General features: G+C 69.2%; 13 protein-coding genes. 12 read left to right on the top strand and 1 reads right to left on the bottom strand.

The genetic code is table 11. From position 1 onward, the window contains the following. Positions 1 to 220: 220 nt before the first annotated feature. From uvrC to pgi, 12 genes are all read left to right on the top strand, one after another. Positions 221 to 2,338 (top strand): excinuclease ABC subunit UvrC, encoded by a 2,118-nt coding sequence (gene uvrC, locus QA861_RS34305; RefSeq protein WP_334592562.1) that lies wholly within the window; start codon positions 221 to 223, stop codon positions 2,336 to 2,338. Next, a complete protein-coding gene (gene rapZ / locus QA861_RS34300) occupies positions 2,335 to 3,387 on the top strand; it encodes an RNase adapter RapZ (RefSeq protein WP_334592561.1) in 1,053 nt (350 codons plus the stop codon). Before uvrC ends, rapZ begins: the two co-directional genes overlap by 4 nt. After that, on the top strand, positions 3,384 to 4,451 hold the full coding sequence (locus QA861_RS34295; protein WP_334592560.1) for a gluconeogenesis factor YvcK family protein: 1,068 nt from the start codon (positions 3,384 to 3,386) through the stop codon (positions 4,449 to 4,451). The genes rapZ and QA861_RS34295 overlap by 4 nt, the downstream gene beginning before the upstream one ends. Next, positions 4,442 to 5,425, top strand: a complete 984-nt coding sequence (gene whiA, locus QA861_RS34290) for a DNA-binding protein WhiA (protein ID WP_334592559.1) — start codon at positions 4,442 to 4,444, stop codon at positions 5,423 to 5,425. Before QA861_RS34295 ends, whiA begins: the two co-directional genes overlap by 10 nt. Before the next feature lie 168 nt (positions 5,426 to 5,593). Further along, a complete protein-coding gene (locus QA861_RS34285; protein WP_334592558.1) occupies positions 5,594 to 8,545 on the top strand; it encodes a M14 family metallopeptidase in 2,952 nt (983 codons plus the stop codon). A 224-nt stretch (positions 8,546 to 8,769) separates the two neighbouring features. Beyond that, positions 8,770 to 9,774: a type I glyceraldehyde-3-phosphate dehydrogenase gene (gene gap / locus QA861_RS34280; RefSeq protein WP_334592557.1), complete on the top strand. Its 1,005-nt coding sequence runs from the start codon at positions 8,770 to 8,772 to the stop codon at positions 9,772 to 9,774. Between the two features lie 132 nt (positions 9,775 to 9,906). After that, positions 9,907 to 11,118: a phosphoglycerate kinase gene (locus QA861_RS34275; protein WP_334592556.1), complete on the top strand. Its 1,212-nt coding sequence runs from the start codon at positions 9,907 to 9,909 to the stop codon at positions 11,116 to 11,118. A gap of 8 nt (positions 11,119 to 11,126) precedes the next feature. Beyond that, positions 11,127 to 11,903, top strand: coding sequence for a triose-phosphate isomerase (tpiA, locus tag QA861_RS34270; RefSeq protein WP_334592554.1), 777 nt, complete (start codon positions 11,127 to 11,129; stop codon positions 11,901 to 11,903). Between the two features lie 123 nt (positions 11,904 to 12,026). Further along, positions 12,027 to 12,263, top strand: a complete 237-nt coding sequence (secG, locus tag QA861_RS34265; protein ID WP_006373292.1) for a preprotein translocase subunit SecG — start codon at positions 12,027 to 12,029, stop codon at positions 12,261 to 12,263. 244 nt (positions 12,264 to 12,507) lie between these two features. After that, positions 12,508 to 12,843, top strand: a complete 336-nt coding sequence (locus QA861_RS34260) for an RNA polymerase-binding protein RbpA (protein ID WP_006373288.1) — start codon at positions 12,508 to 12,510, stop codon at positions 12,841 to 12,843. 134 nt (positions 12,844 to 12,977) lie between these two features. Continuing rightward, entirely contained in the window at positions 12,978 to 14,210 is a 1,233-nt protein-coding gene (locus tag QA861_RS34255) for an MFS transporter (RefSeq protein WP_334594938.1), read from the top strand. A gap of 126 nt (positions 14,211 to 14,336) precedes the next feature. Further along, positions 14,337 to 15,989, top strand: coding sequence for a glucose-6-phosphate isomerase (gene pgi, locus QA861_RS34250; protein ID WP_334592548.1), 1,653 nt, complete (start codon positions 14,337 to 14,339; stop codon positions 15,987 to 15,989). Positions 15,990 to 16,349: 360 nt separating this feature from the next. On the opposite strand, the gene pgl is transcribed toward pgi, so the two are convergent. Next, positions 16,350 to 17,090, bottom strand: coding sequence for a 6-phosphogluconolactonase (gene pgl, locus QA861_RS34245; protein WP_443041676.1), 741 nt, complete (start codon positions 17,088 to 17,090; stop codon positions 16,350 to 16,352). Between the last annotated feature and the right edge of the window lie 32 nt (positions 17,091 to 17,122).

The following is a 17,122-nucleotide window of genomic DNA, read 5'->3' as shown; positions in this document are numbered from 1 at the left end:
GCGTCCCGCCCCCGTGTCCTGGTGTCCTCACGTACGTACGCGGCCGTTCACCGCCCCGAGTTCCCCCGCATTGAAGCGTGTTGACCAAGGCGCGACAACACCTGAGGCGCAACACGCGTGGCCGCTGGGGCTCTCCCTTCCCGCCGGCCCTCCCCGGGGCCCGGCGGTGGCCGTCCACAGGATCACCGCACTGTCACACCCCGCCAGTAGGGTGTGAGACATGGCCGACCCCTCCAGCTACCGCCCCAAGCCGGGACAGATCCCGGACTCTCCCGGGGTGTACAGATTCCGCGACGAGCACCGCCGGGTGATCTACGTCGGGAAGGCGAAAAGCCTGCGCCAGCGCCTGGCCAACTACTTCCAGGACCTGACCGGGCTCCACCCGCGCACCCGCACGATGGTCACCACGGCGGCCTCCGTGGAGTGGACGGTGGTGTCCACTGAGGTGGAGGCGCTCCAGCTGGAGTACTCCTGGATCAAGGAGTACGACCCCCGTTTCAACGTCAAGTACCGCGACGACAAGAGCTACCCGTATCTCGCGGTGACGATGAACGAGGAGTACCCGCGCGTGCAGGTGATGCGCGGTCAGAAGCGCAAGGGTGTGCGCTACTTCGGGCCCTACGGGCACGCGTGGGCGATCCGCGACACCGTGGACCTGCTCCTGCGCGTCTTCCCGGTGCGCACCTGCTCGGCCGGAGTCTTCAAGAACGCCGCCCGCACCGGGCGCCCCTGCCTCCTCGGCTACATCGGCAAGTGCTCGGCACCCTGCGTCGGGCGGGTCTCGGCCGAGGAACACCGCGACCTGGCCGACGAGTTCAGCGACTTCATGGCGGGCCGAACAGGGACGTACATCCGCAGGCTCGAACAGCGGATGACGGAAGCGGCCGAGGAGATGGAGTACGAGCGGGCGGCCCGTCTGCGCGACGACATCGAGGCCCTCAGGAAGGCCATGGAGAAGAGCGCGGTCGTGCTCGCCGACGCGACCGACGCCGACCTGATCGCGGTCGCCGAGGACGAGCTGGAAGCGGCCGTCCAGATCTTCCACGTCCGCGGTGGGCGGGTGCGCGGCCAGCGGGGCTGGGTGACCGACAAGGTCGAGGAGATCACCACCGGCGCACTGGTCGAGCACGCCCTCCAGCAGCTCTACGGGGAGGAGAAGGGTGACTCCGTACCCAAGGAGGTCCTCGTCCCCGCGCTGCCCGACCCCGTGGAACCCGTCCAGGAGTGGCTGGCTGAGCGGCGCGGATCCGGCGTCTCGCTGCGTATCCCGCAGCGCGGCGACAAGAAGGCCCTGATGGAGACCGTGCAGCGCAACGCCCAGCATTCTCTCGTGCTGCACAAGACCAAGCGCGCCTCCGACCTGACGACCCGCTCGCGCGCCCTGGAGGAGATCGCCGAGGCCCTCGACCTGGACAGCGCCCCCCTGCGGATCGAGTGCTACGACATCTCCCACTTCCAGGGCGACGACGTGGTGGCCTCGATGGTCGTCTTCGAGGACGGCCTGCAGCGGAAAAGCGAGTACCGCCGGTTCCAGATCAAAGGCTTCGAGGGACAGGACGACGTCCGGTCCATGCACGAGGTGATCGGCCGCCGCTTCAAGCGCTACATCGCCGAGAAGGAGAAGACCGGAGAGTGGGCGGACGGCCAGGAATCCGGCTCGGGAACCGGCCAGGAGCTCGGCAAGGAACCCGGCGGGGAGCTGCAGGACGACGAAGGGCGGCCCAAGCGGTTCGCCTACCCGCCGCAGCTCGTCGTCGTCGACGGCGGGCAGCCGCAGGTGGCCGCCGCCCAGCGGGCGCTGGACGAGCTGGGCATCGACGACATCGCAGTCTGTGGCCTCGCCAAGCGCCTGGAGGAGGTCTGGGTACCCGGCGAGGACGACCCCGTGATCCTCCCCCGTACGAGTGAGGGCCTGTATCTGCTCCAGCGCGTCCGTGACGAGGCCCACCGCTTCGCGATCACCTATCAGCGCGTCAAACGGGCCAAACGCTTCCGGGCAAGCCCCCTGGACGACGTGCCAGGCCTCGGTGAAACCCGGAAACAGGCGCTGATCAAGCATTTCGGCTCGGTGAAAAAGCTGCGGTCCGCCACAATCGACCAGATCCGCGAGGTTCCCGGCATAGGCCTCAAGACGGCCGAGACGATCGCCGTGGCCCTCGCAGAGGCGGCCCCGGCCGCGCCCGCCGTGAACACGGCGACCGGAGAGATCATGGATTACACGGCAGACAAGGCAGACAAGGCAGACACGCAGAACGGGGAACCCGAGACGAGAGCGGGGTCCCCGGGGGAGCCCGTAGCCGCGGGCGCTCCGGACGAGCGACGGGGGCAGGAGACATGACCGAGCACGAGACACCGAAGGCCGAGCGCACAGCGGACGGCCAGACAGGTCACAAGGAAGCGGGCGATGATCGCTCGCGGCACGCCGAGGGTCCGGCACCGGGCGAGACGGCGGGCCAGGCACCACCGGGCCAGGAAGACGGAGAGCAAGTGGGTACGGGCATCGAGACAGCCGGGACCGCCGAGGCGGCCATCCCCGAGCTGGTGATCATCTCCGGTATGTCCGGAGCCGGCCGTTCGACGGCCGCCAAGTGTCTGGAGGACCTCGGCTGGTTCGTCGTCGACAACCTGCCGCCCGCGCTGATCCCCACGATGGTGGAGCTCGGGGCCCGCTCCCAGGGCAACGTGGCCAGGATCGCGGTCGTCGTCGACGTACGCGGCAGGCGTTTCTTCGACAATCTCCGTGATTCGCTCGCCGATCTGGCGGTGAAGGGCGTCACCCGGCGGATCGTCTTCCTGGAGTCCTCGGACGACGCCCTGGTACGCCGTTTCGAGTCGGTGCGCCGGCCGCACCCCCTCCAGGGCGACGGCCGCATCGTCGACGGCATCGACGCCGAGCGCGAACTGCTGCGCGAACTGCGCGGCGACGCCGACCTGGTGATCGACACCTCCAGCCTCAACGTGCACGAACTGCGCGCCAAGATGGACGCCCAGTTCGCCGGCGACGAGGAGCCCGAGCTGCGGGCCACGGTGATGTCCTTCGGCTTCAAGTACGGCCTCCCGGTCGACGCCGACCTGGTCGTGGACATGCGGTTCCTGCCCAACCCGCACTGGGTCCCGGAGCTGCGCCCCTACACCGGCCTCAACGAGGAGGTGTCGGCGTACGTCTTCAACCAGCCCGGCGCCAAGGAGTTCCTCGACCGGTACGCGGAGCTGCTGCAGCTCATCGCCGCCGGATACCGCCGCGAGGGCAAGCGCTATGTGACGATCGCGGTCGGCTGCACCGGCGGCAAGCACCGTTCCGTCGCCACCTCCGAGAAGCTCGCCGCGCGCCTTGCCTCGCAGGGCGTGGAGACCGTGATCGTGCACCGGGACATGGGACGGGAATGACGGGACGTACACCGCGGCTGGGCAGGCTGCGCCGGGTGACCCCCGAGGGTCGCGCGGGCCGGCCCGTCGAGGCCCGCGGCGCCAGGCCGCGCCGCCGGGGCGCCCAGCCCAAGGTCGTCGCCCTGGGCGGCGGCATGGGCCTGTCCGCCTCCCTCGCCGCACTGCGCCGGATCACCGGCGACCTGACCGCTGTCGTCACCGTGGCCGACGACGGCGGCTCGAGCGGGCGCCTGCGCGACGAGCTGGGCGTCCTGCCGCCCGGCGACCTGCGCAAGGCGCTGGCCGCCCTGTGCGGCGACGACGAATGGGGCCAGACCTGGGCCCGCGTCATCCAGCACCGCTTCCAGTCCAAGGGCGAGCTGCACGAACACGCGGTCGGCAACCTGCTGATCGTCGCCCTGTGGGAGCAGCTCGGCGACCACGTCCAGGCCCTCGACCTGGTCGGCAGGCTTCTGGGCGCGCACGGCCGGGTCCTGCCGATGTCCGCCGTACCGCTGGAACTGCAGGCTCTGGTCAGGGGCCACGACCCGGATCGGCCCGACGATGTCGACACCGTACGGGGGCAGGCGAATGTCGCGTTGACGCCGGGCGAGGTGCAGACCGTGCACCTCGTGCCGCACGACCCGCCCGCCGTCCCGGAAGCCGTCGCCGCCGTCCTGGACGCCGACTGGGTGGTTCTCGGGCCCGGATCCTGGTTCTCCTCCGTGATTCCGCACCTTCTGGTGCCCGAGCTGCTGGAGGCGCTCACCGAGACGAAGGCCCGCCGGGTACTCTCGCTGAACCTCGCGCCGCAACCCGGAGAAACCGAAGGCTTCTCACCGCAGCGTCATTTGGAGGTTTTGGGACGACACGCCCCTAAACTCGCCCTGGACGTGGTGCTGGCCGACGAGGCCGCCGTGCCCGACCGCGACTTGCTGACCGATGCCGCCAAGCGGTTCGGTGCCGCGGTCGAGCTGGCGCCGGTGGCCCGGACCGACGGATCTCCTCGGCACGATACGGAGCTGTTGGCCGCCGCGTACGACCGTATTTTTCGGATGCATGGAAGGATCGGCCCATGGCGATGACGGCAGCGGTGAAGGACGAGATTTCCCGGCTCCCCGTCACCCGTACCTGCTGCAGGAAGGCGGAGGTCTCCGCCATTCTGCGGTTCGCCGGCGGCCTCCACCTGGTGAGCGGGCGCATCGTGATCGAGGCGGAGCTGGACACCGCGATGGCGGCCCGTCGGCTCAAGCGGGACATTCTGGAGATCTTCGGCCACAGTTCCGAACTGATCGTGATGGCACCCGGCGGACTGCGCCGCGGCTCCCGTTACGTCGTCCGGGTGGTCGCGGGAGGTGACCAGTTGGCCCGCCAGACAGGGCTCGTGGACGGCCGTGGGCGCCCGATCAGGGGCCTGCCCCCCCAGGTGGTCTCCGGGGCGACCTGTGACGCGGAGGCGGCCTGGAGAGGTGCCTTCCTGGCCCACGGCTCGCTCACCGAGCCGGGACGTTCCTCGTCCTTGGAGGTGACCTGCCCCGGCCCCGAGGCCGCGCTCGCCCTCGTCGGCGCCGCCCGACGACTCTCGATCGCCGCCAAGGCCCGCGAGGTGCGGGGTGTCGACCGGGTGGTCGTCCGCGACGGGGACGCGATCGGCGCCCTCCTCACCCGGCTCGGCGCACACGAGTCCGTGCTGGCCTGGGAGGAGCGGCGGATGCGCCGTGAGGTCCGGGCAACCGCGAACCGCCTCGCCAACTTCGACGACGCCAACCTGCGACGGTCCGCGCGCGCGGCCGTCGCCGCCGGCGCCCGGGTCCAGCGCGCGCTGGAGATCCTCGCCGAAGAGGTCCCCGAGCATCTCGCGGCGGCCGGACAGCTGCGTATGGAGCACAAGCAGGCCTCCCTGGAGGAGCTCGGCGCCCTCGCCGACCCGCCGCTGACCAAGGACGCCGTCGCGGGCCGAATCCGCCGGCTGCTCGCCATGGCCGACAAGCGGGCCCAGGACCTGGGCGTTCCGGGGACGGAGTCCAACCTCACCGAAGAGATGGCCGACGCGGGCTGACGGAGCCTCACACAGGGCTGACCCGCCCTCAACACGCCGATGCCGGTGCCCACTTCGGGTGCCGGTATCGGCGTTTGTCAGTTGTTGACGCCCCCTTGACTGGATCATGAACTGTCATGAGCCTGGCATCTGGCCCGCCACTGCGGCGGGCCATCGCTAGGGGGGTACATGAGACGCAGAGCGAGAACGTTCCTCGCCGCCGGCGCACTCCTGCTGGGCGGCGCGGGACTCGCGCCCGTCGCCGTGGCCGCGGAAGGCGCCGGCACACCCGGCGCCGACGAGGTCAAGGTCTTCCGAGCCGAGGTCACGAAGGCGCAGATACCCCTGCTGCTCGCGGCCGGCCAGGACGGACACGAACTCGGGGAGCAGGCACCGGACAAGGGCACGGCCACGGTCGAGGTCTATCTGACCGACAAACAGGCCGACCAGCTGGAGGACAAGGGCGTCGACCTCAAGGAGCACACGCTCACGGCGAAGGCACGCGCGCGTGTGGCCGCCGCCGGTGACGGTGTCTACCGGCCGTACGGCGGAGCCGGAAACCTCAAAGAGGAGATCCTCCGGACCGCACAGGAGAACCCGGCCCTGACCAAGGTCGTCTCCATCGGCAAGACCCTTCAGGGGCAGGACATCCTCGCGCTCAAACTGACCAAGGGCGCGAAGAAGTCCAAGGACGGCGCCAAGCCGTCCGTCCTGTACATGTCCAACCAGCACGCGCGTGAATGGATCACGCCGGAGATGACCCGCCGGCTGATGCACTACTACCTGGACAACTACTCCAGGGACCGCCGCATCAAGAAGATCGTCGACTCGACCGAACTGTGGTTCGTCCTGTCGGCGAACCCCGACGGCTACGACTTCACGCACCGGGCCGACGGCGATCGCCAGTGGCGCAAGAACATGCGGGACGTCAACGGCGACGGCGCCACCACCATCGGCGACGGCGTCGACCTCAACCGCAACTTCGCCTACAAGTGGGGCTACGACGACGAGGGCTCGTCCCCGTTCCCCACCAGTGAGACCTACCGCGGTGCCGGCCCCAACTCCGAGCCCGAGACCAAGGCCCTGGACGCGTTCGAGAAGCGCGTCGGCTTCAAGTACGGCATCAACTACCACTCCGCCGCCGAACTCCTCCTCTACGGAGTCGGCTGGCAGGTGGCCTCGCCGAGCCCCGACGACGTCCTCTACAAGTCGCTCGCCGGTACTCCGGAGAACTCCGCGATCCCCGGTTACCACCCCCAGATCTCCTCCGAGCTGTACACCACCAACGGCGAGGCGGACGGCCACGCCGCCAACGTCAACGGCACGGCGATGTTCACCCCGGAGATGTCGACCTGCCAGACCGCGTCGAACCTCTACCCGGACGACGCCTGGAACGCGGCCGACTGCGCCTCGGTCTTCACCTTCCCGGACGACGAGAAGCTGATCCAGCAGGAGTTCGCCAAGAACGTCCCCTTCGCCCTTTCGGTCGCCGAGTCCGCGGCCAGGCCCGACCAGCCGAAGTCCTCGGTCGGCATCGACGCGCCCGACTTCACCCCGGCACCCTTCACCACCTCGTACTCGCGCGGCGCCGACCAGGCGGTCTCGGTCGTCGTACGCAAGTCCGTACGCGACAAGCAGCTCAAGTACCGCGTCAACGGCGGCCGTACGCAGAACATGGCGCTCAAGGCGTGGAAGGGCGGCGAGACCTTCGGCGGAGACGACAACCTGTATTTCGACGAGTACCGCGCCAAGATCGCCGACGGCGACCCCGGCGACAAGGTCGAGGTCTGGTTCACCGGCGTGACGAAGGCCAAAAAGCCCACCAAGAGCACACGGTTCACGTACACGGTCGCCCCGCGACCGCGTGCCGACACACTGGTCGTCGCCGAGGAGGGCGCGACCGCCGCACAGGCGCAGACCTACGTCGACGCGCTGAAGGCCAACGGCAGGAAGCCCCTCGTCTGGGACGTCGCCGCCCTGGGCGCACCCGACGCGCTCGGCGTGCTCGACCACTTCAAGACGGTCGTCCACTACACGGGCGCCGTACGACCGGGCAACGCCACCCAGCTCCAACTGCGCGCGTACCTCAACGAGGGCGGCAAGCTGGTCGAGGCCGGCGAGAGCGCCGGAGGCTCCGTCGACCTCGGCGGGGGCACCCTGTCGAACGACTTCAGCCAGTACTACCTGGGCGCCTACTCACGCACGACCCTGCCGTCGGTCACCGCCTTCAACGGCTCCGGAAAACTCACCGGCGTCAACGGCGCCCTCGGAGACGCGCCGGGCAACCCGCTGAACGCGGCCGGGTCCTTCAGCGTCACCTCGGACAACCTGTCCGCGGCGACATACCCGGAGTTCGCCAGCGCGGGCGCGGGCGGCTACCCGGGGACCCCCAACCCGTACGGACCGTACGCGGGCTCCTCCATGGCGGCCGTCACCCACAGCGACTACGCCTGGAACCGCCTCGCCCGCACCATCGACCTGACCGGGGTGAGCGCGGCAGACGCGCCCACCTTCCGTACCCAGCTCCTGTGGGACACGGAGGAGGGCTACGACCACGCCGTACTCGAAGCCCACACGGCCGGGGCCGACGACTGGACCACGCTCCCGGAGAAGGGCGGTGCGACCAGCACCACCGTGCCCGCCGAGTGCGAGGCCGGGTTCTTCATCCAGGGCCACCCGGCGCTCACCCGCTATCTGACGCTCGGCTCGGGCGGCTGCACGCCCACCGGGACCAGCGGCTCCTGGAACAGCTTCACCGGGGCCTCCGCGGGCTGGCAGGAGGTCAACTTCGACCTCTCCGCCTACGCCGGCAAGAAGGTGGAGATCTCGCTCAGCTACATCACCGACCCCGGCTCCGGCGGACGCGGCGTCCTCGCCGACAACGCCACCGTCGTGATCGGCGGCACGCCGGGCGCGGTCGAGGGCTTCGAGACGTCCCTGGGCGCCTGGAGCACTCCTGGACCGCCCGCGGGCAGCCCCGCGGTCATCAAGGACTGGGGCCTGTCGGGCGAGCTGTTCAAGACGTACGGAGCGGTCACCACCGGTGACACCGTGCTGCTGGGCTTCGGCCTGGAGCACGTCACCACGGCGGCCGACCGGAAGGCGCTCCTCGGCAAGGCACTGGCCGCGCTGAAGAAGTGATCAGCCCTCGTTTCATCGGGTGATCGCACCGATTTCGATCGGGTAATCGCGGTGCAAAACCTGGGCGGTCCGTACCCCTACTGGCGGGTACGGGCCGCCCTGCCGTGTATGGGGCATCTCGATGTCACCACCGGCGCCGCAGAGAGGTAGGGTCGTAGGCGGTCGGGGACATCCCATACAACTCGCCGGCACGTAAGCCGGCGTACCAACGAGGAGATCGGTTCGTGACGATCCGCGTAGGCATCAACGGCTTTGGCCGCATCGGTCGTAACTACTTCCGCGCGCTGCTGGAGCAGGGTGCTGACATCGAGATCGTGGCTGTCAACGACCTGGGTGACACCGCGACCACCGCTCACCTGCTCAAGTACGACACCATCCTGGGTCGACTCAAGGCCGAGGTGTCGCACACCGCCGACACGATCACGGTCGACGGTCACACCATCAAGGTGCTCTCCGAGCGCGACCCGGCCGACATCCCCTGGGGTGAGCTGGGCGTCGACATCGTCATCGAGTCGACCGGCATCTTCACCAAGAAGGCCGACGCCGCGAAGCACATCGCCGGTGGAGCGAAGAAGGTTCTCATCTCGGCTCCGGCCTCGGACGAGGACATCACGATCGTCCTCGGCGTCAACGAGGACAAGTACGACGCGGCGAACCACCACATCATCTCGAACGCCTCCTGCACCACCAACTGTGTGGCGCCGATGGCCAAGGTTCTCCTGGAGAACTTCGGCATCGTCTCGGGCCTGATGACCACGGTGCACGCCTACACCAGCGACCAGCGTCTGCAGGACTTCCCGCACAAGGACCTGCGCCGCGCCCGCGCCGCCGCCGAGAACATCATCCCGGCGAGCACCGGTGCGGCCAAGGCCCTCGGCGTGGTCATCCCGGAGCTGTCGGGCAAGCTCAACGGCATGGCGATGCGGGTGCCGGTCCCGACGGGATCCGTCACCGACCTGGTCGTCGAGACGGAGCGCGTGGTGACCAAGGAAGAGGTCAACGCCGCGTTCCAGAAGGCCGCCCAGGGCGAGCTGAAGGGCTACCTGGACTACACCGAGGACGCGATCGTCTCCTCGGACATCGTCGGCTGGCCGGCCTCCTGCACCTTCGACTCCTCGCTGACCATGGTGCAGGGCAACAGCGTGAAGATCATCGGCTGGTACGACAACGAGTGGGGCTACTCCAACCGCCTCGTCGACCTCACGGTCTTCGTCGGCAACCAGCTCTGAGTACCGGAGCAGGCACTTCGATGTGAGCACAGGGCTCGGGCAACGCAACGCGGCGTTGCCCGAGCCCTGTGGCGCGTGCGGATCGATCCAGCCCCCTCCCGGACCAAAGAGCCCTCCCTAGGAGTCCCCTTCATGAAGACGATCGACGAACTCCTCGCTGAAGGAGTCGACGGCAAGCGGGTCTTCGTCCGCGCCGACCTGAACGTGCCGCTGGCCGACGGAGTCATCACCGACGACGGCCGCATCCGGGCCGTCCTGCCCACCGTCAAGGCCCTCGCGGACGCCGGTGCCAAGGTCCTCGTCGCCTCCCACCTGGGCCGCCCCAAGGGCGCCCCGGACCCTGTCTTCTCCCTGCGGCCCGCCGCCGAGCGCCTCGGTGAACTCCTGGACGCCCCCGTGGCCTTCGCCCAGGACACCGTCGGCCCCGCCGCCCAGGACGCCGTGAACGGCCTCAAGGCCGGCCAGGTCGCGGTGCTCGAGAACCTGCGCTTCAACGCCGGCGAGACGTCGAAGGACGACACCGAGCGCGGCGAGTTCGCCGATCAGCTCGCGGCCCTCGCCGATGTCTACGTGGGTGACGGCTTCGGCGCCGTACACCGCGGACACGCCTCGGTCCTCGACCTGCCGGCCCGCCTGCCGCACTACGCCGGCTACCTCATCGCCACCGAGGTCGGCGTCCTCAAGAAGCTCACCGAGGACGTCAAGCGGCCCTACGTCGTCGTCCTCGGCGGCGCCAAGGTCTCCGACAAGCTCGCCGTCATCGACCAGCTCCTCGGCAAGGCCGACCGCATCCTCATCGGCGGCGGCATGATGTTCACCTTCCTCAAGGCCAAGGGGTACGAGATCGGGTCCTCGCTCGTCCAGGAGGACCAGCTCCCGGCCGTCAACGAGTACATCGAGCGCGCGGAGAAGAACGGCGTCGAGCTGATCCTCCCCGTCGACGTGCTGGTCGGCTCGGCGTTCCCGGACCTGAAGACCAAGGCTCCGGCGAACCCCACCACCGTCGCCGCGGACGCGATGCCCGCGGACCGGATGGGCCTGGACATCGGTCCGGAGTCCGGCACGCTGTACGCCTCGAAGCTCGCCGACGCCGGCACCGTCTTCTGGAACGGGCCCATGGGCGTCTTCGAGCACCCCGACTACGCCGAGGGCACCAAGGCGGTCGCCCAGGCCCTCCTCGACTCCCCGGCCTTCACGGTCGTCGGCGGCGGAGACTCCGCCGCCGCCGTGCGCATCCTGGGCTTCGACGAGAACGCATTCGGCCACATCTCGACCGGTGGCGGCGCCTCCCTCGAATACCTCGAGGGCAAGACGCTTCCCGGTCTCGCCGCACTGGAAGGCTGACCCCGCACATGACCACTCGCACGCCCCTGATGGCGGGCAACTGGAAGATGAACCTCAACCACCTTGAGGCCATCGCCCACGTCCAGAAGCTCGCCTTCGCCCTCGCGGACAAGGACTACGAGGCCTGTGAGGTCGCGGTCCTGCCGCCCTTCACCGACCTGCGTTCGGTACAGACCCTGGTCGACGGCGACAAACTGAAGATCAAATACGGCGCCCAGGACATCTCCGCGCACGACACGGGCGCCTACACGGGCGAGATCTCCGGCCCGATGCTGGCCAAACTCAAGTGCACCTACGTGGCGATCGGCCACTCGGAGCGCCGCCAGTACCACGACGAGACCGACGAGCTCGTCAACGCCAAGGTGAAGGCCGCCTACAAGCACGGCCTGACCCCGATCCTGTGCGTCGGCGAGGAGCTGGAGGTCCGCGAGGCGGGCAACCACGTCTCCCACACGCTCGCCCAGGTCGAGGGCGGCCTCAAGGACGTCACGGCCGAGCAGGCCGAGACCGTCGTCATCGCGTACGAGCCCGTCTGGGCCATCGGCACCGGGAAGGTCTGCGGCTCCGACGACGCCCAGGAGGTCTGCGGGGCGATCCGTGCGAAGCTCGTCGAGCTCTACTCCCAGGACGTCGCCGACGCCGTACGCATCCAGTACGGCGGCTCGGTGAAGTCCGGGAACGTCGCGGAGATCATGGCGAAGCCCGACATCGATGGCGCGCTGGTCGGCGGTGCCTCCCTGGACGCCGACGAGTTCGTCAAGATCGTTCGGTTCCGCGACCAGTGAGTATGCGCTAGGAGCGATCCGTCGTACTCTTGCGGGGCCGAAACTAGTATTTGGTGCGCCGAGCGTTCCGAATGAGAGTTCCGGCCCCGTCGTCCATCAGAATCCGAGGAAGTTGGTCCAGCCGTGGTTTTGGGGTTCTCGATCGCCCTGATCGTCTTCAGCCTGCTGCTGATGCTGCTGGTGCTGATGCACAAGGGGAAGGGCGGCGGCCTCTCCGACATGTTCGGTGGCGGCATGCAGTCGTCCGTCGGCGGCTCCTCGGTCGCCGAGCGCAACCTCGACCGCATCACCGTGGTGATCGGCCTGTTGTGGTTCGCGTCCATTGTCGTACTCGGCATCCTGATGAAGGTGAACAACTGATCAGCGGCTGACACCGGTCGCCAAATACCGGTACGACAGCACATTACGCACGCACATTCCGCACGTAAGGCCCCATGTTCGGTACGCCCCGCCAAGGGCGGCCTATCATGGGGCTTGCGTCTTGGTGCAGGGCCTGTAACTCCAAGCACTGGACGCGCGTTGGGCCTTACGTAGACTGAGGCGCTCGCAACGAAGCGAAAACGTCGACTCGCTTCGCGGCACCATTACGCAGGGAGTTACGACCGTGGCAAGTGGCAACGCGATCCGAGGAAGCCGGGTCGGGGCGGGGCCGATGGGCGAGGCCGAGCGTGGCGAGTCCGCGCCACGTCTGCGCATCTCCTTCTGGTGCTCCAACGGACACGAAACGGTGCCCAGCTTCGCCAGCGACGCGCAGGTCCCCGACACCTGGGACTGCCCGCGCTGCGGCTTTCCCGCCGGCCAGGACCGGGACAACCCACCGGCCCCGCCGCGCACCGAGCCGTACAAGACGCACCTGGCGTACGTACGGGAACGGCGCAGCGACGCGGACGGCGAGGCGATCCTCGCCGAGGCCCTCGCCAAACTGCGGGGCGAGATCTAGAAGTTGACGGCCGGCCAGGCACCGAAAGGTGCCTGGCCGGAGCCGTTTGACGGGACGTCACCCACCGGCGCCCCGACCGATTGTCAGTGGTGCCCTCTACGGTTTGTGAATCGGCGAACCGCGAGGGGGAGATGGTGACTACGGTCGAGATGGCGGGAGCGCGTGTGCCCGCGTGGCGCGGGGGATTCGGGCGGTTGTGGAGCGCCGCCGTACTCTCCAGCTTCGGCGACGCGCTGCGCACCGCCGCACTGCCCCTGCTCGCGACCACACTCACCGACAAGCCCCTGCTCATCGCGTCCGTGACGGCCTGCGGCTATCTGCCCTGGCTCGTCTTCGGACTGCTCGGCGGGGCCGTCGCGGACCGGGTCGACCAGCGCCGCGCCATGTGGACGGTCGATGCGCTACGAGGACTACTGGTCGCCTGTTTCGCCGTGGCCGTCGGCCTCGGCCATGCCTCGATCGGCCTGCTCGTCGCGCTCGCCTTCGCGCTGACCACCCTTCAGACCCTCTTCGACAACGCCTCGACTGCCCTGCTGCCGACCTTGGTCGAGAAGGAGGCGCTCGGGGGAGCGAACGCCCGCCTGATGACCGGGCAGCGTGTCGCGGGCGGGCTGCTGGCCGCACCGATGGTGCCCGTACTGCTCCTCCTGGGCGCGGCCGTTCCGTACGCGGTCGATGCCGTCACCTTCCTGGCCGGGGCGGCCCTGGTCGCCTCGCTGCGCCCCGACGTACCCGCGCGGACACCCAGACCGGCGGGCAGCACCCTGCGCACGGAGATCGCAGCGGGCCTGCGCGCCCTGTGGCACGACGGGCCCCTGCGTGGCCTGTGCGCGGCCACGGCACTGTGCAACGTGGGCATGGGCGCCCTCATCGCGACGATGGTGCTGCTGGTGACTCGCTGGCTGGACGCGGGCGACGGAGGGTATGTGGCGGCGATGACCGCGTACACCGTCGGCAGCCTCGCCGGTGGCGTACTGAACGCCTGGCTCGTCGGCCGACTCGGGCGGATACGGGCCGTGCTGCTCGCCGGAACGGCGCAGATCGGCGCGCTGGTCGTCATGGGTTCGGTGCGCAGCCTGGCCGCGCTGGTGGCAGCCCTGGCGGTGTTCGGGCTCATGGGGATGGTGTGGAACGTCAATACGACGACGCTGATGCAGAGCCGCAGCCCCGCCGCGATGCTGGGCCGGATCAGCTCGGCCTTCCGGACGCTGGCGGTCGCCGGAGCACCCCTGGGCGCACTGCTGGGCGGAGCCGTCGCGACAGCGTGGGGACTCAACACCCCGGCGCTGCTCGCCGCCGCTTTCTTCGTCCTGTCGGTCACCGCACTGATACCGGCGCTGAAGGCGGACGTATCTGTAACCGGGTGACGGCACGCGGGTACGTCGGTACGGCCTACGTCAGTACGTCAGTACGACGGAAGTCACCCGACGCGCTGATCAATTAGGTTGGGACCGGCAGCGGGGCCCCAGGCACGGAAGAGGCGGAAGTCCGAGATGAACGCAGACAGCCGTAACAGGCTCAACCAGACGCCCGAGTGGACGGCTTTGGCCAAGCACCGTGAGGAGCTGGCGGACACCCATCTGCGGGACCTGTTCGCGACCGACCCCGGGCGCGGTGCCGGATACACGCTTCAGGTCGGCGACCTGCACATCGACTACTCCAAGCAGCTGATCACGGACGAGACGCTACGGCTGCTGCGCGAACTGGCCGCCGCGACGGACGTGTTCGGGTTGCGGGATGCCATGTTCGGGGGTGCGAAGATCAACATCACCGAGGACCGGGCGGTGCTGCACACGGCGCTGCGGGCGCCGCGTGGCGCGGTGGTCGAGGTCGAGGGTGAGAACGTGGTGCCGGCGGTGCACGCGGTGCTGGACCGGATGGCCGGGTTCGCGGAGCGGGTGCGGTCGGGTGAGTGGACCGGTCACACGGGCCGGCGTATCCGCAATGTCGTCAACATCGGTATCGGTGGCTCGGATCTGGGTCCGGCGATGGCGTATGACGCGTTGCGGGCGTTCACGGCGCGGGAGTTGACGTTCCGGTTCGTGTCGAACGTCGATGGTGCCGATCTGCATGAGGCGGTGCGGGACCTGGATCCGGCGGAGACGCTGTTCATCGTGGCGTCGAAGACGTTCACGACGATCGAGACGATCACGAACGCGACGTCGGCCCGGTCGTGGCTGCTGGCGGGGCTCGGCGGTGACGAGAAGGCGGTCGCCCAGCATTTCGTGGCGCTGTCGACGAATGGTGGGAAGGTCGCCGACTTCGGGATCGACACGGCGAACATGTTCGAGTTCTGGGACTGGGTCGGCGGTCGGTATTCGTACGATTCGGCGATCGGGCTGTCGCTGATGATCGCGATCGGGCCGGAGCGGTTCAGGGAGATGCTGGACGGGTTCGCGCTGGTCGACGAGCACTTCCGGACGGCGCCGGCGGAGAGCAACGCACCTTTGCTGCTGGGCCTGTTGGGTGTCTGGTATGGGAACTTCTTCGGGGCGCAGTCGCATGCGGTGCTGCCGTACTCGCACTATCTGTCCAAGTTCACGGCGTATCTGCAGCAGTTGGACATGGAGTCCAACGGCAAGTCGGTCGACCGTGACGGGCTGCCGGTGGAGTGGGAGACCGGGCCGGTGGTGTGGGGGACGCCCGGGACGAACGGGCAGCACGCCTACTACCAGTTGATCCATCAGGGGACGAAGGTCATCCCGGCGGACTTCATCGGGTTCGCCGAGCCGGTCGCCGAGCTGAGTGACGAACTCAAGGGCCAGCACGACCTGTTGATGGCCAACTTCTTCGCACAGACCCAGGCGCTGGCCTTCGGCAAGACGCCGAACGAGGTGCGGGCCGAGGGGGTGCCGGAGGAACTGGTCGCCCACAAGACGTTCCAGGGCAACCACCCGACGACCACCGTCCTCGCACGCGAGCTGAGTCCGTCCGTCCTCGGCCAGTTGATCGCGCTCTACGAGCACAAGGTGTTCGTGCAGGGCGCGGTGTGGAACATCGACTCGTTCGACCAGTGGGGGGTCGAGCTGGGGAAGGTGCTGGCGAAGCGGGTGGAGCCGGCGTTGACGGAGGGGGTGGAAGTGGCGGGGTTGGATGCGTCCACCACGGCGCTGGTCGCCAAGTATCGGGAGTTGCGCGGGAGGTAGGGGGTTTTTCTCGCCCCCGCCGCCCCTACCCGTCCCATCTGTCCCTGGGGGCTCCGCCCCAGACCCCCGCTGCCAGCCCTGAACGGGCCTTGTCCTCAAACTCCCCCAGAGGGGGGACCCCAAACGGGCTGGAAATACGGGCCTGCGCTGAAGTCCGCGAACGCCGGGTGGGCTGAGGTGCCTGGGCCTGGGCTGCGGAAGTGCTGGGGGTGGGTGGGAAGCTGGGCTGGAGGGGGCCTGTCCTCAAGCGCCGGATGGGGCTCGGCACGCTCGGGGTCTGGGGCGGAGCCCCAGAAGGATGGGACGGGTAGGGGCGGCGGGGGCGAGATGGCTCGAGCCCGCCCCCCTGCCCGTCGTCGGTCAGGGTGATGCCGGGGGGTACAGCGTCCTCGGGAGTTGGGATGCTGCCGCGGTGTCCAAAAGCCACAGGGTGCGTTGTCTGCCGTGTGCGCCGGCTGCCGGGGCCTGGATCTCGCCCGCGCCCGAAAGGGCTATCGCCGCCGCCCCCGCCTTGTCCTCGCCCGCCGCCAGCAGCCATACCTCGCGGGCCGCGCGGATCGCCGGGAGGGTGAGGGTGACCCGGGTCGGTGGGGGCTTCGGGGCGCCGTGGACGCCGACCACCGTGCGGTCCGTCTCCCGGACCGCGGGCAGCTCCGGGAACAGGGACGCCACATGCGTGTCCGGGCCCACGCCCAGCATCAAGACGTCGAAGGTAGGAACCTGACCGTGGGGTTCTGAGGCTGCCGCCTTGGCAAGTTCCGCCGCGTAGCCCTCCGCCGCGGCGTCCACGTCGGAGCCGTACGGGCCGTCCGACGCGGGCATGGCGTGGACGCGGCCCGGGTCCAGCGGCACCGCGTCCAGCAGTGCCGCCTTCGCCTGGGTGACGTTGCGGTCAGGGTGGCCCTCGGGCAGGAAGCGTTCGTCGCCCCACCACAGGTCGAGCCGGGCCCAGTCGATGGCGTCCCGGGCGGGCGCGGCGGCCAGGGCGGCCAGCAGGCCGTTGCCGTTGCGGCCGCCCGTGAGCACCACCGACGCCGAGCCCCGCGAGGCCTGCGCGTCCACGATCTTCGTGATCAGGCGGGCCGCCGCGGCCTCGGCCATCAGCTCCTTGTCGCGGTGGACGACGAGCTGCG

The organism is Streptomyces sp. B21-083, assembly GCF_036898825.1.
Classification (GTDB): Bacteria; Actinomycetota; Actinomycetes; order Streptomycetales; family Streptomycetaceae; genus Streptomyces.
This window is presented reverse-complemented; position numbering and strand designations above follow the sequence as displayed.